At 37.3% G+C, this 24,791-nt stretch carries 21 protein-coding genes; 7 read left to right on the top strand and 14 right to left on the bottom strand.

Annotation, left to right across the window (positions count from 1 at the left end):
• Nucleotides 1-8: 8 nt before the first annotated feature.
• From IGL86_RS05635 to IGL86_RS05600, 8 genes are all read right to left on the bottom strand, one after another.
• The gene (locus IGL86_RS05635; RefSeq protein WP_002377631.1) at nt 9-275 is read right to left on the bottom strand and encodes a DUF1294 domain-containing protein; all 267 of its coding nucleotides are present in this window, start codon (nt 273-275) and stop codon (nt 9-11) included.
• A gap of 145 nt (nt 276-420) precedes the next feature.
• Entirely contained in the window at nt 421-1,650 is a 1,230-nt protein-coding gene (pepT, locus tag IGL86_RS05630) for a peptidase T (RefSeq protein WP_033625988.1), read from the bottom strand.
• A gap of 29 nt (nt 1,651-1,679) precedes the next feature.
• Nucleotides 1,680-2,798, bottom strand: a complete 1,119-nt coding sequence (locus IGL86_RS05625) for a Nif3-like dinuclear metal center hexameric protein (protein ID WP_033625986.1) — start codon at nt 2,796-2,798, stop codon at nt 1,680-1,682.
• Nucleotides 2,782-3,498 carry a tRNA (adenine(22)-N(1))-methyltransferase gene (locus tag IGL86_RS05620; RefSeq protein WP_033625984.1) on the bottom strand — a complete coding sequence of 239 codons (717 nt, stop codon included), beginning with the start codon at nt 3,496-3,498 and terminating at the stop codon, nt 2,782-2,784. The genes IGL86_RS05625 and IGL86_RS05620 overlap by 17 nt, the downstream gene beginning before the upstream one ends.
• A 202-nt stretch (nt 3,499-3,700) precedes the next feature.
• Nucleotides 3,701-6,343, bottom strand: a complete 2,643-nt coding sequence (gene alaS / locus IGL86_RS05615) for an alanine--tRNA ligase (RefSeq protein ID WP_033625983.1) — start codon at nt 6,341-6,343, stop codon at nt 3,701-3,703.
• A gap of 345 nt (nt 6,344-6,688) precedes the next feature.
• Entirely contained in the window at nt 6,689-7,372 is a 684-nt protein-coding gene (locus IGL86_RS05610) for a helix-turn-helix domain-containing protein (RefSeq protein ID WP_002381934.1), read from the bottom strand.
• A gap of 547 nt (nt 7,373-7,919) precedes the next feature.
• Nucleotides 7,920-9,278, bottom strand: a complete 1,359-nt coding sequence (locus IGL86_RS05605) for a DEAD/DEAH box helicase (RefSeq protein WP_002385937.1) — start codon at nt 9,276-9,278, stop codon at nt 7,920-7,922.
• Between the two features lie 53 nt (nt 9,279-9,331).
• On the bottom strand, nt 9,332-10,513 hold the full coding sequence (locus IGL86_RS05600) for a VanZ family protein (protein WP_010825205.1): 1,182 nt from the start codon (nt 10,511-10,513) through the stop codon (nt 9,332-9,334).
• A gap of 55 nt (nt 10,514-10,568) precedes the next feature.
• Between IGL86_RS05600 and IGL86_RS05595 the strand changes: the two genes are divergently transcribed.
• Complete coding sequence (locus tag IGL86_RS05595) at nt 10,569-10,967, top strand: hypothetical protein (RefSeq protein ID WP_002382283.1); 399 nt, start codon at nt 10,569-10,571, stop codon at nt 10,965-10,967.
• A gap of 60 nt (nt 10,968-11,027) precedes the next feature.
• Here IGL86_RS05595 and IGL86_RS05590 read toward each other — a convergent pair whose 3' ends face one another.
• The 5 genes from IGL86_RS05590 to IGL86_RS05570 form a co-directional block, all read right to left on the bottom strand.
• Nucleotides 11,028-11,366, bottom strand: coding sequence for a zinc ribbon domain-containing protein YjdM (locus IGL86_RS05590; RefSeq protein WP_002357741.1), 339 nt, complete (start codon nt 11,364-11,366; stop codon nt 11,028-11,030).
• Nucleotides 11,367-11,479: 113 nt separating this feature from the next.
• Nucleotides 11,480-12,433 carry a DHH family phosphoesterase gene (locus IGL86_RS05585; protein WP_033625981.1) on the bottom strand — a complete coding sequence of 318 codons (954 nt, stop codon included), beginning with the start codon at nt 12,431-12,433 and terminating at the stop codon, nt 11,480-11,482.
• 13 nt (nt 12,434-12,446) lie between these two features.
• Nucleotides 12,447-13,766 (bottom strand): DRTGG domain-containing protein, encoded by a 1,320-nt coding sequence (locus IGL86_RS05580; RefSeq protein WP_002357743.1) that lies wholly within the window; start codon nt 13,764-13,766, stop codon nt 12,447-12,449.
• A 9-nt stretch (nt 13,767-13,775) separates the two neighbouring features.
• Nucleotides 13,776-14,450 (bottom strand): metal-dependent hydrolase, encoded by a 675-nt coding sequence (locus tag IGL86_RS05575; protein ID WP_002366611.1) that lies wholly within the window; start codon nt 14,448-14,450, stop codon nt 13,776-13,778.
• A 204-nt stretch (nt 14,451-14,654) separates the two neighbouring features.
• Nucleotides 14,655-16,088, bottom strand: a complete 1,434-nt coding sequence (locus IGL86_RS05570) for an MFS transporter (RefSeq protein WP_002366610.1) — start codon at nt 16,086-16,088, stop codon at nt 14,655-14,657.
• Between the two features lie 191 nt (nt 16,089-16,279).
• Between IGL86_RS05570 and IGL86_RS05565 the strand changes: the two genes are divergently transcribed.
• The 5 genes from IGL86_RS05565 (at nt 16,280) to IGL86_RS05545 (ending at nt 21,016) form a co-directional block, all read left to right on the top strand.
• Nucleotides 16,280-16,630, top strand: a complete 351-nt coding sequence (locus IGL86_RS05565; protein ID WP_002357747.1) for a helix-turn-helix domain-containing protein — start codon at nt 16,280-16,282, stop codon at nt 16,628-16,630.
• A gap of 335 nt (nt 16,631-16,965) precedes the next feature.
• On the top strand, nt 16,966-18,087 hold the full coding sequence (locus IGL86_RS05560) for a hypothetical protein (RefSeq protein WP_002357749.1): 1,122 nt from the start codon (nt 16,966-16,968) through the stop codon (nt 18,085-18,087).
• A gap of 297 nt (nt 18,088-18,384) precedes the next feature.
• Nucleotides 18,385-18,585 (top strand): cold-shock protein, encoded by a 201-nt coding sequence (locus tag IGL86_RS05555; RefSeq protein ID WP_002357750.1) that lies wholly within the window; start codon nt 18,385-18,387, stop codon nt 18,583-18,585.
• Between the two features lie 156 nt (nt 18,586-18,741).
• The gene (locus IGL86_RS05550; RefSeq protein ID WP_010713445.1) at nt 18,742-19,947 is read left to right on the top strand and encodes a YdcF family protein; all 1,206 of its coding nucleotides are present in this window, start codon (nt 18,742-18,744) and stop codon (nt 19,945-19,947) included.
• 16 nt (nt 19,948-19,963) lie between these two features.
• Entirely contained in the window at nt 19,964-21,016 is a 1,053-nt protein-coding gene (locus tag IGL86_RS05545) for an AI-2E family transporter (protein WP_002357754.1), read from the top strand.
• Between the two features lie 19 nt (nt 21,017-21,035).
• Here IGL86_RS05545 and IGL86_RS05540 read toward each other — a convergent pair whose 3' ends face one another.
• Complete coding sequence (locus IGL86_RS05540) at nt 21,036-23,447, bottom strand: hydroxymethylglutaryl-CoA reductase, degradative (protein ID WP_430605663.1); 2,412 nt, start codon at nt 23,445-23,447, stop codon at nt 21,036-21,038.
• A gap of 185 nt (nt 23,448-23,632) precedes the next feature.
• On the opposite strand from IGL86_RS05540, the gene IGL86_RS05535 reads away from it, so the two are divergent.
• A complete protein-coding gene (locus IGL86_RS05535; protein ID WP_033625681.1) occupies nt 23,633-24,784 on the top strand; it encodes a hydroxymethylglutaryl-CoA synthase in 1,152 nt (383 codons plus the stop codon).
• The last annotated feature ends 7 nt before the right edge of the window (nt 24,785-24,791 follow it).

Genomic DNA, 24,791 nt, shown 5'->3' with positions numbered 1-24,791 from the left:
TTTTGTTCTTACTTAAATGTTAGATAGATGCAACTAATCATCGCGATTACGCCAATTGAATAACACAATGCAAAAACTGGTTTTTGGGTTTTATGATGAAATTTCTTTTGTCCCATTAGCCCACCTAGACCGCCACCGACAAGTCCTATCATCAATAAGCGGCGTTCCGGAATACGCCAGTTCCCACGTTTTGCTTGTTTTTTATCATAACCCATCATACTAAACAATACTAAATTAATGACGAGGAAATAAATGATTACTATCCACTGAAGCATTCTTTCTGGCCTCCTAACTAGTTACTGTACTAGGATACCTTGTTCTGATTCTAATTGCAAAAAATTTTTCAATGACTCATGAAACTACAACAGGAAAGTAAGTTCTCGGTTGCCCGTTTTCTTACTTTCCTATTGAGTGCCTCATTTATTTTGCATTTAATTCAGCAATTTTAATAATCACATTGGTCGCTTTTTCCATGGCTTGTAATGAAACAAATTCAAAACGGCCATGCATATTTTCGCCACCAGCAAAGATATTTGGTGTTGGAATCCCTAAATAAGAAATTTTTGAGCCATCCGTTCCACCGCGAACAGGTTCAATAATTGGTTGAATTGACAATTCTTCCATTGCTTGTTTAGCAATTTCGACAATGGACATATCTTTTTCAATCACTTCTCGCATATTATAGTATTGATCAAATAAATCAACTTTGATTCGTTCTTCATCAAATGGTGCATTCAATGTTTGCTGAATTTCTTTAATTTTAGCTTTACGTGCTTCAAAAATCTCGCGATTGTGATCGCGAATAATATATGTCATTGTAGCTTCTTCTGGCGTTCCAGCAAACGCTGCTAAATGATAAAAACCTTCTTCACCTGCTGTTTTTTCTGGAACTTCGTCAGCAGGTAAGGCATTATGGAAATCAATTCCTAATTGTAACGCATTAATCATTGTATTTTTGGCTGTTCCTGGATGAACGTTTTTCCCTTGAATTGTAATTTCTGCTTGCGCCGCATTAAACGTTTCAAATTGTAATTCACCTACCGGTCCGCCATCCATTGTATAAGCAAAATCCACGTTAAATTGAGCGACATCAAATTTGTCGGCACCTACACCAATTTCTTCGTCAGGACCGAAAGCCACACGAATGGTGCCATGTTTAACTTCTGGGTGATTAATTAAATATTCCATGGCTGTCATTATTTCCGCAATACCTGATTTATCGTCAGCCCCTAATAAAGTGGTACCATCTGTTGTGATAAGTGTTTCACCACGATAATTTTTTAAGTTAGGAAAGTCTTTCGTATTTAAAGTGAATTTGCCTTCTTTATCTAAAGGAATCGTTGATTCTCCGTCATAGTTCTCAATAATTTGCGGAGAAACATTCACTGCATTAAAATCAGCCGTATCCATATGGGCAATAAAGCCGATTGAACGAACGTCTTTCTCCACGTTACTAGGTAACGTAGCAATCACAAAACCATTTGTTTCGTTATAAATAACATCGCTCATCCCTAATTCTTCTAATTCTTTTTTTAAGGTTTGTGCAAAGGCTACTTGTGTTTGTGTTGATGGTGTCGTTGTGCTAGTTGCATCTGAGCGTGTTTCTGTTTTCACATAGCGTAAAAAACGAGGTAATAAATTTTCATACATAAAAGAACACTCCTTTAATCTTCATTTTTTTATTTAAAACGAAATGGGTTGGTATTCGCTTCTGATTCAAAAATGGATACAGCCCACTCATTTTCTTGTTTCCATTGATTCATTAATTCCACAAGTTTTGGCTTACAAAGCGCTTCAATGTAATGACCAGGATCGATGACTGGTAAATCTTCAGCAATCATGTCATGTGCCGTATGATAATACACATCACCAGTAATATAGACATCGGCTTGTTTACGTAATGCATCATGATAGAATTTTTCACCACTTCCACCACAAATGGCTACCCGTTGAATCATTTTAGTATCATCTTTTGCAATGACCCGCAAGCCATCCAATTGGAAAGCTTCCTTAACTTGCTGTACAAAATCAGAGAATCTCACAGGCTTGTCTAATACTCCAACCCGACCTAAACCAAATTCTTTTGATTGATTTTCAATGGTATAAACATCATACGCCGGTTCTTCATAAGGATGCGCCTGTAACATAGCTGCAAGAACTTGTTCTTGTTTAGTTTCAGGGAAAATCACTTCGATTTTTGCTTCTTGGACGACACTTTCTTGACCAATTTCGCCAATCGTTGGATTTGCTCCTTGTGTTGGTGTAAAACGTCCTGTTCCAATTAAAGAGTAACTTGTTTTAGAATAATCACCTTGAGACCCGGCGCCAGCTAGACCTAAAGCTTCTCTCATTTGCGGAGCTTCATCAATTGGCACAAAAACGGCTAATTTTTTATAAGGAACAGTATGTGTTTTAGTTAAAAAGGTGGTCTGTTTAATTCCCAATAATTCACAAAACCAATCGTTTAAGCCATTGTCAATAATATCCATGTTAGTATGCGCTGCGTAAACAGCAATATCGTGTTTTAATAAATCAGCGTACATTTTTTCTTGAAAATTATCTGTGGTTAATCGCTTAACTGGGCGGAAAATAGGTGGGTGTTTCGCAATAATCAAATCAACCTGCTTCTCAATTGCTTCTGCAACGACCTCAGGACGAACATCTAAGGTAACCATCACATTTTCAATTGGTTTATCTAACGTACCAATGTGCAAGCCCACAGAATCTCCCGTTTCTGCTAACCATTCGGGACAATAGTCATTGAAGCGTCGAATCAATGTCTTACCGTTCACAGCCATTGGCCAGCACCTCCTCAATTAATTGTTGGTCTTGCTGTAGTTTCACTCGTTTTTCAATATGTTCTCCACTTGCTTTTGCTAGTTGTGCAAGAACAGTTTTGCGCTGTTTTAATTCTCGTTGCCATTTTTTGGTAAAAACGGGTCCTTGTTTTTTAATTAAAACTGGCCCAAATAGTAATTCTTGGTCCGTATAAGAAACGGATTGCTCTGTTTTTTCGGCTACGATAATTTCATACAACTTACGGTTTTCTTCCACGATTGTTTCATCAATAATACTGTAGTCGTTTGCCATTAACCAGCGGCGTAAAGTTGGTTCACCAATATTCGGTTGTAAAACAAGGCGTTCCTTCCCTGTTAAACGATTTTTTTTGCGTCCAGCTTCTAAAATATCTCGGATTAATGTGCCGCCCATTCCACAAATACTAATGACGTCTATTTGATCTTCAGGTTCAATTGCATCTAGCCCGTTCGCTAAACGTACGATAATTTTATCCGTCAAATTGGATTTACTGACTTGGGTTTTGGCAGATTGATAAGGTCCTTCTACCACTTCCCCAGCCACAGCAAAAGACAGTTTATTTTCTAACATTAAAGCAACTGGTAAATAAGCATGGTCTGAACCAATGTCTGCTAAGCGACTTCCTCTAGGGATTAAATCACCAACCGTTGCGAGACGTTTTGATAATTGATTTTCATTCATATTTTTGATTCCTCCGTTGCTTATTATACCATTGTCAATTGAAGATGAAAACTTACACATTCGTGCAATCTACTGTTTCCTCTCCTTAATCATTTATAAAAAAGAACCCCCTTCAAAATCAATTTCATAACCTTGAAGGGGGCTGTCATTATTGCTATAAAGAGCATTCTCCTTATATTAATAATAGGGAAAACATTTTTAATTAGGCATTTGCCAACCAGTTTTCAACTTCTGCTAAGGCATCCGCAATCCCTGCTGGATTTTTCCCACCAGCTTGAGCCATATCAGGACGACCACCGCCGCCACCGCCAACTTTTGGCGCAATTGCTTTGATTAAGTCACCGGCTTTTAAGCCTTTTCCGTTCATGTCTTTTGTCATAGCCGCTAACAAGCTTACTTTTTCATCTTGTGCAGTTGCTAGAACTAGTACATCAGACAATTCTTTTTGTTTCCATTGGTCAGCCAATTGGCGTAATTGATTCATGTCTTTAACATTGACTTGAGCGGCAATATAACGAACACCATTGATGTCTTTGACATCTTTAAAAATGTCACCAGCTTGTTGGTTCGCTAATTTGCCAGCCAATTGTTCGTTTTCTTTTTGTAGATCACGTAATTGTTGTTGCAATTGCTCTGTTTTCGTAACCACTTCTTTTAATTGAGGTGATTTAACTAATGTAGCAATCTCTTTCAATTGACGTTCTTCTTCTTGTAAAAGTTGATACGCTTCTTTACTCGTCACTGCTTCAATACGGCGTACTCCTGCACCAATCCCAGATTCAGAAACAATTTTGAAAATCCCGATATCTTCTGTATTAGTAACATGTGTTCCACCACATAATTCGATAGAGTAATCCCCAATATTAACTACACGGACTTCTTTGCCATATTTTTCGCCAAATAACGCCATTGCGCCCATGTTTTTCGCTGTATCAATATCTGTTTCAATTGTGACAACAGGAATAGCTTCCCAGATTTTTTCGTTAACGATGGCTTCCATCCGCGCTAGTTCTTCTGATGTAACTTGCCCAAAATGAGTAAAGTCAAAACGTAGATGTCCTGGTGCAACTAATGAGCCTGCTTGGTTGGCATGCTCCCCTAACACATCTTTTAAAGCACGATGCAATAAATGGGTTGCCGTATGGTTTTTCAAAATACGTGTCCGCATCCGTTCGTCCACTTGCAATTGATAAATTTGACCTTCTGCTAATGGCGCCAAAACTTCTACTTTGTGTAAAAATTGACCGTTTGGTGCTTTTTTCACATCCACCACGTTGGCAACGACTTCCCCTGCGGTATTTTTTACATAGCCGCGGTCAGCAATTTGTCCACCCATTTCAGCATAAAATGGTGTTTCAGCAAAAATTAATTCGGCTGTTCCTGCAGATGCTTCATTTACTAGTGCGTCACCTTGAATAATAACAAATAATTCACTATCATGTGTTAATTCTGTATAGCCAACAAATTTACTTTCTACTTTAATATCTGTTAATAAAGCAGATTGAACACCCATTGAAGTTTCTTTACTGCGGGCAGAACGAGCACGTTCACGCTGTGCTTCCATTTCTGTTTCAAACCCAGCATGGTCGACTTTCAAGCCTTCATCTTCTGCAACTTCTTCCGTTAATTCTACGGGGAAGCCAAAAGTATCATAAAGTTTGAAGATAATTTTTCCATCTAATGTATCGCCTTTTGCATCTTTAACTTCTTTAATAACCTCATTTAACATGCTTAAACCTTCATTGATGGTTTCATGGAAACGTTCTTCCTCTGTCCGAACCACTTTTTCGATGAAGTCTTTTTGTTGTAATACTTCTGGATAGTAGCTTACCATGATTTCGCCAACAACAGGCACTAATTTGTATAAAAAGGCTTCATTAATGCCTAATTTTTTCCCGTGCATTACCGCACGACGTAATAAACGACGTAACACATAGCCACGACCTTCATTTGAAGGAAGCGCACCATCACCAATTGCAAAGGACAAGGCGCGAATATGGTCAGCAATCACTTTAAAGGAAACATCCGTTTGTGGTGCATCTCCATATTTCACGTTAGTTCCTAAAGCTTCTACCGCATGAATGATTGGCATAAATAAATCAGTTTCAAAATTTGTTGGTGCATCTTGAATGATAGATACAACACGTTCCAAGCCCATGCCCGTATCAATGTTTTTATGTGGTAATGGTTCGTACGTATCTTCTGGTGTATGGTTAAATTCAGAGAACACTAAGTTCCAAATTTCTAAATAGCGTTCATTTTCGCCACCAGGATAATTTTCTGGATCATCTTCTGGAATATCTAAAAATTCTTCGCCGCGATCATAAAAGATTTCCGTATCCGGACCACTTGGACCAGCACCGATATCCCAGAAGTTATCTTCTACATCAATAATATGGTCTTCAGATAAACCAACTTCATCACGCCAAATGCGTTTTGCTTCTGTATCTTTCGGATAAACAGTCACATATAATTTTTCTGGGTCAAAAGCAAGCCATTCAGCACCAGTTAAAAATTCCCAGGCCCAGTGAATCGCTTCATTTTTAAAATAATCTCCAATTGAGAAGTTCCCTAACATTTCAAACATTGTATGATGACGAGCCGTTTTCCCAACATTCTCAATATCATTTGTACGAATAGATTTTTGAGCATTCGTAATTCTTGGATTTTCTGGCACAACAGAGCCATCAAAATATTTTTTCAAGGTTGCAACACCAGAGTTAATCCATAATAATGTTGGATCGTTTACTGGTACTAAAGAAGCGCTTGGTTCTACTGAATGTCCTTTAGACTTAAAGAAGTCTAAATACATTTGGCGAACTTGACTACTTGTTAATTCTTTCATTGATTTTCCTACTTTCTATTAATAATTAACTATTTATATTTTGTACCCTCTTAAGTGGCAGATTGTGAACACAAAAAACACCATTGCAGTCAAGGACGATTGCTCGCGGTACCACCTTGATTGCAATGATGTTGGATCATTACCTCTTAAGCTCTATAACGCAGAGTCGCGTTGATATTTCTATCAAGTCCATCTAAAGGGAGCAAGTAAATTTATCTGATGCCCTTCTCTCAGCAATGAACGGCTTTCTGTGATCAAAATAAGATTCCTCATATCCTTTAGCTTATAGTCAAAAGTATAAGAAAGATCTGCTAAAAAGTCAATTGTTTTCGTAGGAATCTTTCCTTACTGAGCTGTTTCAAATAACGTTTGCTCTAAATAAGGCAAAATTTGTTCATTTATTTGATACCCTTTTCCCCAAGAGGTTGTAATAATCTCTTCGTTCATACCTGCATCACTAAATTTTTGTTTCACTCGTTTACATACGAAAGACAGCTGCGATTTTGTAGAAGCATCTGGTTCTTTCTGCCAAAGCAAGCGACAAATTTGATCACGATCCAACCCTTCGTGGGCATGCTGATACAAGATTTTTAAAAAGCGTTGTTCGTTTTTTGTAAAGCGAATCTTTTTTACTTGGTCATCAAGTAGCTCGGCTGTGACTTCGGCAAAACTTTGATCGACAGTGTCAATTTTTTCACGAATATCTTCCAATGAATCTTTGAGGCCTAACCACCGGATAATACCTCTTTCCTGCCAAATCTCCGCTTCACGTTTATTACACATCGATTGTGAACGTCGATAAATCGGCTTCTCTAACGATGAAAGACTTCCTAATAATCTCAAGCAATCGTTCTGAGAAAGTGTTTCGCTTAATACAATTGCATCAAAATAATTAAAAAAAGTTAACTCATGTTCTATAGTTTCTTCACAGCAGTTCGTACAAAAGACTTCATAATTTAAATGTTGTAATTGCTGCTGAAATGTTTGCTCAACTAAAATGTTCTTTGTTAATACCAAAATCCTTCTCATTTCTTCTTTCCTCCTAGAACTCTTTCTGCTACCAATAACTAAACGCACCAATCAAAATACGTTACCAAATCGCGTGTTTTCTCCATCGATTGGTTAATAAACACCTTTTTATCTTCATCTCTCTTCGCTCCTTTATTCTTTATTTTGGTGGTTATTTATATTATATTAGAAAATGATTTTTTTTGTGTGTAAAATTTTTTTATCCTCCGTAAAAAAAAATGAATTTCCTTTAATATCAACTAATAAAGCTGATTTTTTAACAAAAAAAGTGCCGAAACTTCCTACTTTTTGCTAAAACACGCCAAAAATTCTGTAATTTTATTATTTTTTTCTTGAGAAAACATCAAAATGTTGATGTTTAACACTAACATTTTGATGTTTTCGACAAAAATCTTTACAATTAATCGGTAATTTTCTCTACTTTTAACGATAACTACTTTTAAAAAAGAGTTATTTTAAAAGTGACTTAAATATTTATCATATAAAAAAGTAAGGGACGAGAATCTTTACGATTCTCGTCCCTTACTTTAAATAATCCACAACAATGTTAGTTAGAAGAATTCTTTTTTGCTTTTCTAGCAGAACGATCTTTTTGACGACGTTCAATTTTACGTTTTTTCTTATTGCTGTCTTCAATTGCCCAATTAATTTTTTTCTTGTATCCTGGTTTAATTTTTTTCTTTTTCTTTTTCACTAAACCAATTAACGTTGGGTCTAATTCTTCTCGAGATTTTTCTCGTTTTGTTCGACGGTTGCGATCATACGTCTCTACAATCTCACCATTTTTAATTTCTTTTGGTTTGAAAGAAACACCTAACTGCTCAATCTGAGTAATCGCTTCATCATCTGCTGGTGAATATAATGTTATGGCAGTCCCATTCAATCCATTACGTCCTGTGCGGCCAACCCGATGGATAAAGAAGTCCAATTCATGTGGAACTTCTGCATTGATGACATGTGAAACCCCTTCAATATCAATCCCACGTGCGGCTAAATCAGTAGCTACCACATATTGGTAGTCAAGATTTTGAACTTGACGCATCACACGTTTTCTTTCGCGTGGTGTGATGTCTCCATGAATTTTGGCAACTTTTAGGCCCTGATCTTTTAAGTAATCGGTGATTTCATCAACTCTTTGTTTAGTATTTGCAAAAACAATCGCTAAATAAGGATGCCCGATAGTCAATAATTGATAAATTATTTGATTGCTGTTTTTTCCTTTGGTGGAAATCAACCAATTGTCAATTGTTTCTGAAATAACTGCTTTTGGTTTGATATGTTCAATCACTGGATTTTCTAAATATTTTTTTAAGAATGGTCGTAACTTTTCTGGAATGGTTGCAGAAAAAACGAGCATTTGTAATTTTTCTGGCAAACGGCCAGCAATTTGATCGACTTCTGCTAAAAAGCCCATATCTAATGTCATGTCTGCTTCATCGACAACAAAGGCAAAAGCCGTATGCACTTTCAAGGCTTGTTCATTCATCATATCTAAAATACGCCCTGGTGTACCAATCACCACATGAGGTTGCTGATGCTTTAATTTATTTAATTGACGTTGTTTATCTGTTCCGCCAACAAAATTTGACACGCGAATTTCTGGTTGACTGAAACGAGCCAGTTGCTGCGCTTCTTGATAAATTTGATTGGCTAATTCACGACTAGGCGCAGTAATCACAATTTGTACTTCGTCGATAGTTGGCTTAACTTTATCCATTAATGGAAGTAAAAAAGTATGCGTCTTTCCACTTCCTGTTTGCGATTGTCCAATGACACTTTTCCCTTTCTTAATGATTGGGATTAATTTTTCTTGGACTTCTGTTGGTTCTTCAAACCCTTTTTCTGCGAGTGCTTCGTTGATAAAAGGTTGAAATTGAAATTGTTTAAATGAAGGCACTTGCCTCACCTCTTCTCGTTAAATTCTTTATGCACTTTGGCATTATAACACAAAAACAACTTTTACTCACCTGCTGATTCCTTTGTTTTCGCAACTTCTAATGTACTGACTGTATAAGTATGGCTGGCTTTTTCATAAAACAAACGCCGTTTTTTACGAATCAAGGTTAACAAAACGTTGATCAAAAATAGTAAATATAAAATTAAACAGAACAAATACAGAAGCAGTGACACCATTTGCAACATCCGATTAGAAGAATTCAATAACTCAGTGGCATTAGCTAGATAAATACTAATTAAACCATACACAAAATACAAATAACCGTAGCGAACAAACAAAGCTTTTAAACGAATTTTTTCATGTCCTGTTTCAACCACCCGAATGCGAACAACTTTTTTCCCTAACGTTTGACCATTTGTCAGTTTCATCATGACAATAAAGACCGCAAACACCATGATAAAGAACCACATCCGATCTGAAAAAATCGGATAATTGGTTGCCCAATTTTTATAAGCTGGAATGAAATTTAGTCCAAAAACGAGCAGGCCTTGCACAAAGCCAATCACCAACCAATCAATCCCCCATGCAAAGAAACGTCTTAACAGGCTAACTGTCTGACCTTTTTCATAAGAGGTGGCATCAATTTCTTCTCTTGTTGGCAATAAAAAGGTAAAGAGTGGCGTCAACCAATAACCGACCATGCCTCCGACGGTATTATTAATTAAATCATTGACATCCGCCAAGCGATACGAACGTGGATAAATAAAATAAAGGCCAGATAACTGTGTTAATTCAAAAAATAATGACAATAAAAAACTCGCAAGAACTGTTTTTAAAAATGAACATTTGAAATAATACCGTAAATACACACCAAAAGGTAAAACTAATAAAACATTAAACAGTGGTTCTAAAACGGCATGCTGTTTTAATGCTGGCAAATACGTACTAGGATCTTTGAGCGAAAAAACAGTTTCGTTTAAAATCCCTGAAATAAAATGAAAAGGCCGCAGTTCCATTGTTGGTCCTGTGTATTGAGCCACTTCTGCCCGAGATGGCAACGGTAAAATTACCAAGAAATAGGCACATAATAAATAAAAAACAAATGAATACAAAATCATTGCTCGTGTCCAAACAAAGGAACCATATTTGCGGTATTCATAGATTAATAATGCCCCAGAAATAAAAAATGCTAGAAACGGGAAAATAATGATTGCCCATTTAATTGGTTCGCTATATACAGCCATAAAAATTCCTCCAAGATAAACAATTTCAAGTATGAATGCCTCAATAACACTATACTTGTTTCTAAAAAAATGTACCAACAATAAATTTTATTTTGCAAATCCTCTTCTTTGCAGTATCATTAAGAAAAAGGAGGACGTTCTCATGTTACAGCCATATTTTGCGTTTGGAGTGCCGCTATTTTTACTTGTGCTCTACTTACTCTTTGCACTGATTCACCGTCAAACAACGATTCATTATTTACGGTTTATTTTATTACTTATTTCAACATTTCTCATGGTTTTTAGTTTCCAAGTATTGCAAGAATCATGGACCATCAACCCTGAAACGTTAAAAGATGCCGCTTATTCTCCGCAATGGTTATGGATTCCTTTAGGTATCGGGTTAATCCTCACACTTTACAACGCTTGGCACGGCCTTCGTACAATGATAAAATACAAGACCGATAAACATTAGTAAGAGTCTAGGACGATGGTTGTGTCCTAGACTCTTACTGTCTCATCATTCAAATGAAATTTAATTTTTCTTAACAAACTCTGATTTTAACTTCATTGGACCAAAGCCATCTACCTTACAGTCGATGTTATGATCGCCTTCCACTAAACGAATGTTTTTCACTTTTGTGCCTTGTTTAATTGCGCCACTGGCACCTTTAACTTTCAAATCTTTGATTACAGTAACACTGTCACCATCCGCTAAAAGATTGCCATTTGAATCCTTAACTACTAAGCCTTCTTCTGCAACTTCTTCCGTTGGTGACCATTCATGACCGCATTCTGGACAAATAAATAATCCGCGATCTTCATAGGCATATGCCGACCCACATTCAGGGCAGTTTGGTAATTGCTCTGTCATTAACGTTCTCCTTTGTAAAAAATAATTCTTTTTCATTTTACCTTATTTTCTAGTGAATGAAAAGTAGTCCTAATGATTTATCAACGTCCGATAACTACTTTCTAATTACTTATTTATTTTTGAGCCCACTCTTGGCAAGCTGCTTGGATTTCTTGGTAAATCACTTCAATTTCAGCCGCATCACGTGCATTAGCGCCACTTGCCAAAGGATGGCCGCCGCCATGATGTTTTTTAGCAATTGTATTAATGATTGGTCCTTTGGAACGTAACCGAACGCGATAATAACCTTCCGGCTGTTCAACAAAGATTGCCCATGAGAGAACATCTTCAATTTTTCCTGGCATTGAAACAATGGCTGCCGTTTCAGAATCGACAATATCATAACTGTTTAAAATACTTTGTGGTAAAACGACACAAGCAGCGCCATTTGCGTCGATTTCTAAATTTTGATAAATATAACCCGCTAATTTAGCAACCTTTAAAGGCATTTGGTCTAACTCACGATTTAAGTCTGCGGCATTAAAGTTAAACGTACGCAATTGTGCAGCGACAGCGAGTGTATGCGCCGAAGTGGAAGGATAAAGAAAACGTCCTGTATCCCCCACAATCCCAGCATACAATAAACGAGCTGCATTATCTGTCATCGTTAATTCTGCTAAATGCTGTTGCCAAAAATCAACAATAATTTCACTACAACTACTTGCATTTGTATTCACCCAAACTAAATCTCCATAGGGTTCATCATTCGGATGATGATCGATTTTAATTAATTGATCGCCTAAAGAAAAACGCGCATCACTAATTCGTGGAGCATTTGCAGTATCTGTTACAATGACTAATGCACCTCGATAGACATCGTCAGTAATAACGTCCATTTCAGCTAAAAACTCTAAGCCTTCCACTGGTCCGCCTACTTGATAAATATTTTTTTCAGGAAAGCTCGCTCTTAAGAGTTCTGCTAACCCAACCTGTGAGCCAATCGCATCTGGGTCGGGCCTTTGATGTCTATGAATAATAATTGTTTCATATTGTTTAATTGCTGCCATAATTTCTTTTACTACGTCCATTCTTTGTAGCCTCCTACGTTCTCTCCATCACTTGGCAAACAACAATTGCTTTTGCCACAATGACATTTTCTAAATAAACTTCAATATCTAATTTTGCAGAGCGACGACCAATTTCTAAAATTCGTGGACGAATGTCCAATTCACTTTCCAACTGGATTAGCCGCAAATAATGTAGATTCACTTGTTCAATCAGTACATTTCTTTTTTGATTCATCAACATTGTTCGTTGTGTCACGTTAGAAATAATTTCACTTAGGACACCAAACGAGATGGTACCAACACTGTTAACCATTTGGGGCGCAACCGAAAAACGAAAACGGGTTGTTTCTTTGCCATTTTCTTCAACAGGCATCACTTCCCCGGAAATTTGATCTGAAATTGTATCTGCAATTTGTGGTTGTCGTTGCACCAATTGCATGGCTTTCATCACATCTTGGCGAGAAACAATTCCAACAAGCGCTAAATCATCTTCCACCACCGGCATGACTTCTAGACCATCCCAAATCATTTGATGACTGACACTCGCTACACTCATCATCTTTTTCACAACATTGGGGTCCTTTGTCATGACTTTATCCACGGTTAAATGTTCACTTTTACCAATGACATCTTTGGCTGTGACAATCCCCACTAAACGTAATTTCTTATTTACTACTGGGAAACGAGAATGATGGGTACTTTCAGATAATGCCTGATAATCTGCAATCGTTTGAGTTGTCAACAAATAATTGGTTTTTTCAAGCGCTGTATAAATATCACTGACGAGTAAAATGTCTTTTTTAATCAGCTGATCACTTAAAGCACGGTTAATCATAGTAGCCACAGTAAATGTATCATATGTGGTTCTCAAGACAGGCATACCCAGACGATCTGCTAACTGCGCAATCTCTTCAGATGTTTCAAATCCACCTGTAATTAAAACGGCTGCCCCATTTTCTAAAGCAAGCTTTTGCACACCTTGGCGGTTACCAACAATCATTAAGGAGCCTGGAGTAATATATCGCGTCATCGCGGTTTCTGTCATCGCACCAATTACAAATTTATTAAGGACTTTGTCTAGACCAGAGCTACCGCCTAACACATCCCCTTCAATAATCCGGACCACTTCACCAAATGTTAATTTTTCAATATGTTTTTTTAACTTCCGCTCAATTCGTATCGTACCAACACGTTGAATGGTGGAAACAAGCCCAATATTTTCTGCATCTTTGATGGCCCGATACGCTGTTCCTTCACTAACACTTAAACTTTTGGCAATGCTTCGAACAGAGATTCGATCGCCAATTGGTAATTCTTCAATATGTTTTAAAATTTGATCATGTTTCGTCGCCATAATTTCCTCCTAAACTAGGATCGTCTCTCCTGGGTTTAATACTTTCCCGCCAACTACTTGCTCTGCGAATATTGCTGGATTTTGTTGGATAACAGGAAAGGTATTGTAATGAATTGGAATGGTTATTTTGGGATTTAAGTAAGAGACTGCTTCTAGCGCATCCTCTGGTCCCATCGTATAATTATCGCCAATTGGTAAGAACGCTACATCAATGGATTTGTCTTTTGCAAAAAGGCGCATATCTGAAAACAACGCCGTATCACCAGCGTGATAAATTTTTTTATCTTCTGCTTCTAAAATAATCCCACTTGCTTCGCCCATGTAGGTCATTACGCCGTCTATTTCATAACCGGAACTATGCAAAGCTGGCACAAATTTAACCGAACCAAAAGGAAAGACATAACGCCCACCTAGATTCATTCCATGCGCTTTTACCCCTTGCGACTGTGCATACGTAGCCACTTCAGCTATCGCAATAATTGTTGCCTTGTTGGCTTGAGCAATTGCTAGCATATCGCCAATATGATCGCTGTGTCCGTGAGTGATTAAGATGTAATCAGGGTGTAAATCTTCAAGTGAAACGTCCGCTAAAGGGTTGCCATTAATAAAAGGATCAAATAAAAGGTTCGTGCCGTCGTTTAGACGAATTTCAATACATGAATGTCCATGTCCTATCAGTTCCATTTGTATTCCTCCTACGGTATTTTCTACACACTCTTATGATAATTAATCGTCAAATTCATTCTTAAAAGTAGTACAGTTTAGTACAGTTTACTTTCTTTATTGTAACAGAGAATTAGAAATATACAATCGCATTTGCTTATTTTCTTAGCTAGTAAAGAAACAGACGAGAAAAATCATGAATCTTTCTCGTCTGCTTCTTTTTACTTATTTGGTTGTTTTCCGAAAACGTAAAATCGTTAATATAAAGGCCGCCACACATAATAGAAAGGCGACAAAAAAGGTTTCACGCATTCCCACAATAAATATATCTGGGCGATTAGCCAGATACGTGGTTACTCGTTCACCATAGGCTTCGCTCATGCCACGATATAAAATGGTCGTTGACAACGCAATCCCAATGACCATTCCTAAGTTTCTAGCAAAAGAATTCATACTTCCTGCTACACCTAAATCTTGCTTTTCAACACTGCTCATAACCATTGTATTGTTTGGAGACTGGAAAAGTGCATTTCCCAAGCCCATAATGGCTGTTGCAATCACATAATACCAGATGGGCGAGTTCATATCTAAAAACATATACATTAACGACGTACAGCACAAGAGCAACAATCCGCCAAACGTTAAAATAGCTGGGCCAATTTTATCCGTCAAATAGCCACTCAGAGGAGCCCCAACCACCATTAATAACGGAAATACCATCATTAATAGACCAGCATAACTAGCACTTAGTTTGCGTGCATCCTGCAAATAAAATGGAATGACAACATTTACAAAAAAGTTTGAGGCAAAAATTAAAACGGCGGACAATAAACTTAATGTAAAAATTTTGTTTTTAAAAATTGCGAACTTAATAAGTGGGCTTTTTCTTTTTCGTTCAACCATTATAAATAATCCTAATGCGATTACTGCAATAATGAACAATAAATAGGATTGTAACGAGCCAAACCCGCTCTCTTGTCCGAGGAAAATCCCACCGAAGAACGTCATAATCGCAATGGCAATACAAGCAAATCCTGAAAAATCGATTTTTTCTTTTGTTTTTGTAATATCTTTTGGTAGAAACTTTTCGCCAATTAAAATTGTAACTAGCCCCACAGGAACATTAATCCAAAAAATATACGACCAAGAAAAGTTTGATAAGATCAATCCACCAATCCCAGGACCAGCAATCGCGCCTAAAGAGACAAAGGCACCTACTGCACCAAGCGCCCGCCCTCTTTCATTTAAAGGGAATACTTCCGTAATAATTCCTGAATTGGTCGCCATGGTCATGCTAGCACCAATACTTTGAACGACTCGCGCAAATAATAGAAAGCTCAGCGATTGATTAAAGCCACAAAGTAACGAACCAATCGTAAAAATAACCGTGCCAATTCGATAAACTTTTATTTTTCCAAAACTGTCGCCAATTTTTCCAAATAATAATAAACAAGCACAGACAACCATTAAATAAATAGATACGACCCATTCCGCTTGATTCATGGGTACGGACATTTCTTTTGAAATAGTCGGTAAAGCAATATTTACAATGCTGGAATCTAATGTAGACATGAAGGTAAACATAGCCACAGAAACTAAGATCCACCAACGATTTTTCTGCACTTCAGAATCCTCTTGGTAACTTTTAATTTTCTCCATTGATTCATCCCCTCTCGCTCCAAAACAGTTTACTTACTAATAATAACTCTATTTCTTCTTTTTTTCATCGGAAATTTTCTAAAAAATCACTCATGAGATGTTCACCTTCTTATTACACGCTCGCAATTGACAACCATTCGCTTTTACGCTAATTTAAAATTAGCAAACGGAAAACACAAGGAGGACTTGAAATGACCTTAATTTCTCGCATTAAACAACTAGCTCAGTCAAAGCAATTAACCCTCGCCCAATTAGAAAGAAACGTCGGCATTTCCAATGGACAAATTCGTCGTTGGGATACCTCTTCGCCTAAAGTAGAGAATCTTTTAAAAATAGCAGACTATTTTTCTGTTTCCTTGGACTATTTAATGGGCCGCACCCAACAAACAGAGATCAATCATCAGGCACCTATGACAAGCACACAAAAAGAGTTACATATTCACATTACTACGGAAGAGTTAACAGAAGAAGAAATTACTCAGTTAGAGGAAGAAGCAAATCGTTTCTTGCGGTTCCGTAAATTTGAAATGACAAATTCTTAAAGAGCGTTCACTTCTCCTAGTCAATTAATAGCAAAAACTAGAACCTAAACAAAAAAACCACCACGACCGTCGTCTGTGGTGGAAATGAAGGTTGTTATTTACTCTTGGTAGGAGTAAGTATGAAAAAACCAATTCGGGATAATTGGCATAACGTAAGTATAGTGGTTTGTGCCTTTTTTATCATGAGTTTCAGCTATATTTTTTATAAAACTTTTATTAGAACACCATTAACAGTCCTTTATTTAGATTCTTTAAAGCGTTTTCTTTTATTGAACATATTGTTTTAAACATTCGATTTCCTGTGCTACACTTACTTTTAGAAGGGGGATTTTATTATGGCAAATCAAAAAAAAGATAGCTTATCAACATTATTTTCTGAAGAAGTTCATGGACCGTTTGTTACTTTCTTGTTTAACACCCATGTCGCTCATCAAAACGTAGAAAAAGATTCGCTTGTTTTGAAAAATTTTGCAAAAGCGGCAAAAACACGCTTTGAAAAAAAATTTCCTGAGGAAAAATGGGCTGTTTTCCAAGAAAAAATTGACGCACTTCTAGCTGATGCTTCCTTCTGGCGCAACGGCACAGCAAGTGTTTCAATCATCTTATCTCCAGAGAACACCTTTGTTCAACGATTAGATGTGCCCGTTGACGATCAATATTACGTGGACACGATTCCTTATTTACTTGGACTAGTCAAAGACAAACAATTTAACTACCATTATTACCTACTTGCTCTAAATCGCGATTCAATGAAACTTTACAAGGTCGATCATACGACTGTGACTCCTGTTGAATTGCCTAAAGATGCACCAACAGACGTGGTCACAGCATTAGGTGATGAATTAACGGGGGGTAATTTAAACTTTTCAACTCAAGGTAGTTCTAACGGTTCTAAAGAAGGTGTCGCTTATCATAGCATCAATACTAAAGATAAAGAAGTTGAAATTGATTGGGTGAACTACTATCAAGCAGTCGATACTTTCTTAAAAGATCAACTGGATAATCCTGAAAAATTACCGCTTTATCTTTATGCTTTACCAGAAAACCAAACACTCTTTAAAAAGATTGCTAAAAACCCTTATTATGATTGCTCAATTTCAGTTGCTGCTTCACCTGCACAAGCAACCATTCAAGATATCCGCAGCGCTAGTGAAAAAATAGCTGCAGAGTTAACAGAAAAAGAAACAGCTTCTTATAACAAATTACTAGATCGTAAATTCTTAGATCAATTTACAGATATTTCGCCAGCGGCAGCTGACGGCAAAATTTCCCATCTTTTTATTGCAACGTCACTCTTTGTTACTGAAAACAATGAAATGTCATCTGAAGAGTACGATCGCCGCAAACTTTTAAACACCATTGCTTACCAAGTCATTCAAAACGGCGGTCAAGTTTTTGTTTTAGACCAAAAAGCTGCACCAGATGAAAAGTCTTTAGCGGCTATCCTCCGTTATTAAAAACAGGCAAAAAGCCCATTGTAAGAAAGCGCCTTACAATGGGCTTTTTTTCTGAGTCTTATTGAAACAGCACTATAACAGCCTTATCTTCACTTTCTAGTTTTTAAAAAACATCCGATAAAAAAGAAAATAAGGTTATCGCTATACAAAAACCAGTTAGTATGCTATAGTAATAGATGTAGTTTTTGTTCGGTAATATGGGTAGCTGTTTCAAATAAACATCTTCCACATTTTTCACCTTTCAAGTAATTGCAAAATATGAATGTGTTATAACACACATCTAGGAGGATATTTATTATGGAAACAGGTACAGTAAAATGGTTTAACTCAGACAAAGGCTTTGGCTTCATCACTGCAGAAAACGGAAACGATGTATTCGTACATTTCTCAGCTATCCAAGGTGACGGCTTCAAAACTTTAGAAGAAGGTCAAGCAGTAACTTTCGAAATCGAAGAAGGTCAACGTGGCCCTCAAGCAACTAACGTTACTAAAGCTTAATTAAACAATACTGACTCAAAAACCTGACGTTAATCGTCAGGTTTTTTTTTATAAAAAAAAGAACAAGAAAACTTTCTGAAACTAAGTGCTTCCTCTATTTTTTTTGAAGAGTTTTCGTTATACTGAAGAGGAAAAATGTTTTAAAGGAGTTTATTTATGCAATTTTATGGTGATTTAACCTTTTTAGGTGTTTATTTATTGGGTCTCTTTTTCATTCCCTCGTGGCGGAAAAAGAAAAAAGAACACGATTGGTTGCCGTGGATGTTTGGCTGGACCGTCTTTGTGTTCTTCTCATATGTTTTATATTTAGAAATCATTCGTGGCACAGCCTTCTTTTTAATTCCCATTGCTTTTTTTGGCTTGTTTGCGCTCTTCTACTTCAAAGAAAAAAGGCGTTTACTGAATGGAACATTATTTAATATTTTTCTTGTGGTTCTAGCGACTTATTTAGGGATTACTGCGATTCGTACAAACAACTACTTTCTAATCACCTTAGCAATTATTGCCCTGCTGGCGATTTTTATCGCTTTGGCTTTAGGACTCTATGCCTTAATTATTTTCCTCTATTGGAATGCGGTCGTTGTTATGAGAAAAGAAGGTCGTTCTTTAGGGAACTTGTTGACGTTGTTGCTGGCAATTGGCTTAACATTACTATTAATTTATAATTTCTTTTTTCAATCGTTGTTACCAACTTGGCTCTCCTTACCCTTAACTATTGCGCCATTTATTTTGACTTATTTCGCGTTTGTTTTTTATAATTTTTTAACTGTTTCTACGTTGTATCAATTTAATCAGCCAAAATATACACAGGATTATATTGTTGTGTTAGGTTCGGGGTTAATCAATGGTGAGATTGTGCCGCCGTTATTGCAAGCCCGCATCAACAAAGCCATTCAATTTTACAAGGCTCAAAATCGCGCAACGTTAAATCCACCAAAAATCGTCATGTCTGGTGGCCAAGGTCCCGATGAATTACTTCCTGAAAGTGTCGCAATGAAAATGTATGCTTTGACACAAGGTATTCCTGATGATGATATTTTAGTAGAAGCTCATTCAAAAAACACACTAGAAAATATGCGTTTTTCCAAAGAAACAATGATTGAGGATTTTGGAAATGCTAATTTCCAAGCCATTTTTACTACAAACAATTATCACCTTTTCCGAGCGGGTCTTTTCGCTCGAATGGCTGGCTTAAAAGCTGATGGTATTGGTGCAAAAACCGCTTTTTATTTTTTACCTAATGCGTTTATTCGAGAGTTCATCGCCATTGTAGTGATGTACAAACGCCGCCATATTATTGTTTGTGGCCTAGCTGCCATCGGTATGGTTATGTTATTCTTAACAGGATTGATTATTCAGTAAAGAAGGAGTTTCCCCTATGAGTTTGTATCAAAAATTTATTCAAAATGAACGTTTGCGACGTTTTTGCGTCCTTGCTTTGATTATTTTTGTGCTTTATTTATCCAGAAGCATGATTACAACAATTCTTTTAACATTTATCTTTACCTATTTAGCTGTTCGTTTGGTCCATTTTGTTCAACGCTATATGAAAATCCCGACGATTGTCATCGTTCTCTTAACCTATGCATTGGTTGTTTTTCTAATCTATTTAGCGATTACTAAATATGTTCCCGTTCTAGTTAACCAAACGACTCAAATGATTAATTCTGTAGTTGATTTTTATCAAAGTCCACATACAGATACAAATCAAGTATTGCAATTTATTGATCAATACTTGGAAAAATCTAACTTACTCTCTCAACTCCAGAATGGTGCTTCAATGATTTTACGCTACATTCAAGATATTGGTGCTGTCGGTTTATCATTTGTCATGTCCTTTATTTTAAGTTTCTTCTTTATGATTGAGAAGAAGCAAATGGCTGATTTTTCTAAGTTATTTTTAAAAAGTGATTTTGATTGGTTTTTTCAGGATATCTATTATTTCGCCAACAAGTTCGTTAACACATTTGGTGTCGTAATGGAAGCTCAGTTTTTCATTGCTGTGGTGAATACAGTCATTACTACCTTGGCCTTGGCGATAATCGGCTTTACTCAGTTACCTAGTTTAGCCATTATGATCTTCATTTTGAGCTTAGTCCCAGTTGCTGGTGTGATTATTTCCTGCATTCCGCTAAGTTTCATCGCTTATTCCCAAGGTGGCTTGAACGATGTGATTTATATCTTAGCTTTAATTACAATCGTCCATTTATTTGAATCTTACGTGCTAAATCCTAAATTCATGTCTAGTAAAACAGAGTTACCAATCTTTTATACGTTTGTCATTTTATTAGTTAGTGAGCGTCTCTTTGGTGTATGGGGACTTATTGTAGGAATCCCTGTGTTCACTTTCTTCTTAGATGTCTTAAAAGTAAAACCAATTCGTGGCCTGAAACGTCTACCTAATGTGAAAAAAAATAGTTCAGCAGAATAATTTCTGCTGAACTGTTTTTTTATTGTTTTCTTAAATCATTTAAAATAGCCAAGGCTCGGTCTTGGTTCATCGTTTTTTGACGTTTTAATTGTTGAGCGACTGCCTCAACTTCTTTACCAGTAGCTCCGACCGTCATCGCTAAAGAACGTGCTTGTAGAGCCATGTGTCCTTTTTGAATTCCTTCAGAGACTAAGGCCCGTAACGCCGCTAAATTTTGTGCCAAACCAACAGCCGCTACTACTCGACTTAGTTCTTTTGCATCCGTCACTGCTAACAAATCAGCGGCTGCTTGAGATTTAGGTAAGACTTTTGTGGCACCGCCAACCGTGGCTAAAGCAAGCGGAACTGAAATTTCACCAATTAGTTGTTCGCCATCCAGCGTCCAACTAGTCAAACCTTGGTAGCGACCTTCCTTCACCGCAAAAGCATGACAAGAAGCGCTAACAGCGCGTGTATCATTTCCTGTAGCTAAAACGACAGCTTCAATGCCATTCATGATCCCTTTGTTATGCGTGACTGCCCGATAAGGATCTAATGAAGCATAGCGTGAAGCTAAAACAATTTTTTCAGCAATTTCCCGGCCATTGCTCCCCTTACTTAAACGTGAAACTGGAATAGCCGTTTTCATCGTAACAACCGACTCCGTTGCGTAATTGCTTAAAATACTGAATAGAATCTTTTGCTCCGCAAACCATTCACGGAACAACTCGGCCACACCTTCCAACATAGCGTTAACGATATTTGCCCCCATTGCATCCTTAACATCTACTAAAAAGTCGACAGATACAAACGATTCATCAAAAGCACGATATTGCAAATCTCTTAAGCCGCCGCCGCGTTTAACGATAGATGGATAACTTAACTCTGCTTGTTGAAAAATTTCCGCTTCTCTTACTTGTAGTTTATCAATCAACGACTCGGGGTCTGCAACATCGTAAAAAACGATTTGTCCACGCATTAAGCGTTGTTGACTCACTGTTTTAAATCCTTGTGCTATTTTTGCACCATTACTCAAAGCCGCAATCACTGAGGGCTCTTCTGTCGCCATTGGTACCAAATAATCAGTTTCATCCACTGTTAAATGTAAGCCAACGCCCATCGGCACTTCTGTTTCACTGATTTGATTTTCAATCATATGATTGGCAATCTGCGAAGATAAAGCCATATTTTCAAATTCTTTTTTTGTATCAGCAGAAATCTGACCTTCATTAAGAAGAGAAGCCAGGCGTTCCTCAGGACTCATTTGATAAAATCGGCTGTTTTTTTTTTGCTGAGGTCTCTCTAGTAGCATAGCGAGTCCTAAGCCACCGCCGATACATAAAGAAGCCACGCCATATTTCTTTTCTTTTTGATTTAATTGATAACTTAAACTCGTTAATAAACGAGCACCTGTGGCACCAATCGCATGACCTAATGAAATACCGCCACCATAAATGTTGACCTTTTCCTCTGGTAAAGCCAGTTCTCTTTGGACCACGATTGAAGTTGCTGCAAATGCTTCGTTGATTTCATACAGATCAATTTCTTCCGTAGTAAGTTGATTGCGCGCTAACAGTTTTTGAATGGCTTTAATCGGCGAAATTCCCATATAGGCTGGATCAATACCGACTTCCACACTGTCTCGAATAATAGCTAAATAAGGAAGACCGTGTGCTTCGGCATATTCTTGTGAAGCAATAATCAAAGCAGAAGCCCCATCATTAATGGTTGATGCATTCCCTGCTGTTACAGTACCGTCTTCTTTAAAAACTGTTTTAAGCGTTCCTAGCTTCTCAACGCTCGAATTAGGGCGAATCCCTTCATCTTTCTCCACAAGCGTTCCTGATACTTCTAAGGGGGCTATTTCGTCAGCGAATATCCCTTCTGCTTGTGCTTGAGCTGCTTTTAATTGTGAATGTACAGAAAATTGATCTTGCTCTTCTCTAGTTACATGATACTTTTCGGCCACATTTTCAGCAGTTAAGCCCATTGCCTGACCACTAAAGGCATCCGTTAACCCATCATACATCATACTAGAAAAAGGCGCATCGTAGCTTTCTGTTTCGTAATTAAATCGTTGTAATTTAGGTGCTTGGGACATATTCTCAATCCCGCCAGCAATTAAAACTTCCGCTTCTCCTAATTGAATCAATTGTTTCGCCAAAATAACGGCCTTCATGCCTGATCCGCAGACCTCATTAACCGTCATGGCGGGAATTTCATGAGACAAGCCGCTGTTTATTGCTATTTGTCGTGCGGGATTTTGGCCATTTCCAGCTTGTAAAACATTTCCAAAGATTACTTGATCAATTTCTTCAGAAATAGTGGAATTTCTTTTTAAAAGTTGTGTTGTAACATGTGTTCCTAAGTCTACGGCACTTACTTGACTTAAGCTGCCTTTATATTTTCCAATTGGTGTTCGTAATGCATCAATAATAACTACTGTTTTCAACTAAATGCACCTCCATCTTGAAATATATCATAAAATCCCAGAATCACAAGTGCCAATTACTGAATGTTAACAGACTTATAAGATATTTTTTAATAATCTATGAAGTTAATACAAAAATTCCCCATTTTGGTTCATTTCGTGCTATTTTATATAATGAATCTATTTATCGTAAAGGAGTTAAAGAAATGACAATTGGGATTGATAAAATTAGTTTTTTTGTGCCCCCTTATTATATTGATATGACGGCACTGGCTGAAGCCAGAAATGTAGACCCTGGAAAATTTCATATTGGTATTGGGCAAGACCAAATGGCGGTGAACCCAATCAGCCAAGATATTGTGACATTTGCAGCCAATGCCGCAGAAGCGATCTTGACCAAAGAAGATAAAGAGGCCATTGATATGGTGATTGTCGGGACTGAGTCCAGTATCGATGAGTCAAAAGCGGCCGCAGTTGTCTTACATCGTTTAATGGGGATTCAACCTTTCGCTCGCTCTTTCGAAATCAAGGAAGCTTGTTACGGAGCAACAGCAGGCTTACAGTTAGCTAAGAATCACGTAGCCTTACATCCAGATAAAAAAGTTTTGGTTGTAGCAGCAGATATTGCAAAATATGGCTTAAATTCTGGCGGTGAGCCTACACAAGGAGCTGGGGCGGTTGCAATGTTAGTTTCTAGTGAACCGCGCATCTTGGCTTTAAAAGAGGATAATGTGATGCTGACGCAAGATATCTATGACTTTTGGCGTCCAACAGGCCATCCGTATCCTATGGTCGATGGTCCTTTGTCAAACGAAACCTACATCCAATCTTTTGCCCAAGTCTGGGATGAACATAAAAAAAGAACCGGTCTTAATTTTGCAGATTATGATGCTTTAGCGTTCCATATTCCTTACACAAAAATGGGCAAAAAAGCCTTATTAGCAAAAATTTCCGACCAAACTGAAGCAGAACAGGAACGAATTTTAGCCCGTTATGAAGAAAGCATCGTCTATAGTCGTCGCGTAGGAAACTTGTATACGGGTTCACTTTATCTTGGACTCATTTCCCTTTTAGAAAATGCAACGACTTTAACCGCAGGCAATCAAATTGGGTTATTCAGTTATGGTTCTGGTGCTGTCGCTGAATTTTTCACTGGTGAATTAGTAGCTGGCTATCAAAATCATTTACAAAAAGAAACTCATTTAGCACTGCTGGATAATCGGACAGAACTTTCTATCGCTGAATATGAAGCCATGTTTGCAGAAACTTTAGACACAGACATTGATCAAACGTTAGAAGATGAATTAAAATATAGTATTTCTGCTATTAATAATACCGTTCGTTCTTATCGAAACTAAGTATTTA

It is taken from the genome of Enterococcus sp. DIV0774, from assembly GCF_050539095.1.
Classification (GTDB): Bacteria; Bacillota; Bacilli; order Lactobacillales; family Enterococcaceae; genus Enterococcus; species Enterococcus faecalis.
The sequence above is the reverse complement of the archived record's forward strand: the minus strand, read 5'-3'. Positions and strand labels throughout refer to the sequence as shown.

What these genes read in the sequence shown, in the direction of transcription:
- IGL86_RS05580 (WP_002357743.1), bottom strand. Translation starts at nt 13,766, where the DNA reads ATGGCGACGAAACATGATCAAATTTTAAAACATATTGAAGAATTACCA.
- IGL86_RS05610 (WP_002381934.1), bottom strand. Translation starts at nt 7,372, where the DNA reads ATGAGAAGGATTTTGGTATTAACAAAGAACATTTTAGTTGAGCAAACA.
- IGL86_RS05600 (WP_010825205.1), bottom strand. Translation starts at nt 10,513, where the DNA reads ATGGCTGTATATAGCGAACCAATTAAATGGGCAATCATTATTTTCCCG.
- IGL86_RS05545 (WP_002357754.1), top strand. Translation starts at nt 19,964, where the DNA reads ATGAGTTTGTATCAAAAATTTATTCAAAATGAACGTTTGCGACGTTTT.
- IGL86_RS05585 (WP_033625981.1), bottom strand. Translation starts at nt 12,433, where the DNA reads ATGGACGTAGTAAAAGAAATTATGGCAGCAATTAAACAATATGAAACA.
- IGL86_RS05565 (WP_002357747.1), top strand. Translation starts at nt 16,280, where the DNA reads ATGACCTTAATTTCTCGCATTAAACAACTAGCTCAGTCAAAGCAATTA.
- IGL86_RS05625 (WP_033625986.1), bottom strand. Translation starts at nt 2,798, where the DNA reads ATGGCTGTGAACGGTAAGACATTGATTCGACGCTTCAATGACTATTGT.
- IGL86_RS05535 (WP_033625681.1), top strand. Translation starts at nt 23,633, where the DNA reads ATGACAATTGGGATTGATAAAATTAGTTTTTTTGTGCCCCCTTATTAT.
- IGL86_RS05620 (WP_033625984.1), bottom strand. Translation starts at nt 3,498, where the DNA reads ATGAATGAAAATCAATTATCAAAACGTCTCGCAACGGTTGGTGATTTA.
- IGL86_RS05560 (WP_002357749.1), top strand. Translation starts at nt 16,966, where the DNA reads ATGGCAAATCAAAAAAAAGATAGCTTATCAACATTATTTTCTGAAGAA.
- IGL86_RS05555 (WP_002357750.1), top strand. Translation starts at nt 18,385, where the DNA reads ATGGAAACAGGTACAGTAAAATGGTTTAACTCAGACAAAGGCTTTGGC.
- pepT (WP_033625988.1), bottom strand. Translation starts at nt 1,650, where the DNA reads ATGTATGAAAATTTATTACCTCGTTTTTTACGCTATGTGAAAACAGAA.
- IGL86_RS05590 (WP_002357741.1), bottom strand. Translation starts at nt 11,366, where the DNA reads ATGACAGAGCAATTACCAAACTGCCCTGAATGTGGGTCGGCATATGCC.
- IGL86_RS05635 (WP_002377631.1), bottom strand. Translation starts at nt 275, where the DNA reads ATGCTTCAGTGGATAGTAATCATTTATTTCCTCGTCATTAATTTAGTA.
- IGL86_RS05575 (WP_002366611.1), bottom strand. Translation starts at nt 14,450, where the DNA reads ATGGAACTGATAGGACATGGACATTCATGTATTGAAATTCGTCTAAAC.
- alaS (WP_033625983.1), bottom strand. Translation starts at nt 6,343, where the DNA reads ATGAAAGAATTAACAAGTAGTCAAGTTCGCCAAATGTATTTAGACTTC.
- IGL86_RS05550 (WP_010713445.1), top strand. Translation starts at nt 18,742, where the DNA reads ATGCAATTTTATGGTGATTTAACCTTTTTAGGTGTTTATTTATTGGGT.
- IGL86_RS05570 (WP_002366610.1), bottom strand. Translation starts at nt 16,088, where the DNA reads ATGGAGAAAATTAAAAGTTACCAAGAGGATTCTGAAGTGCAGAAAAAT.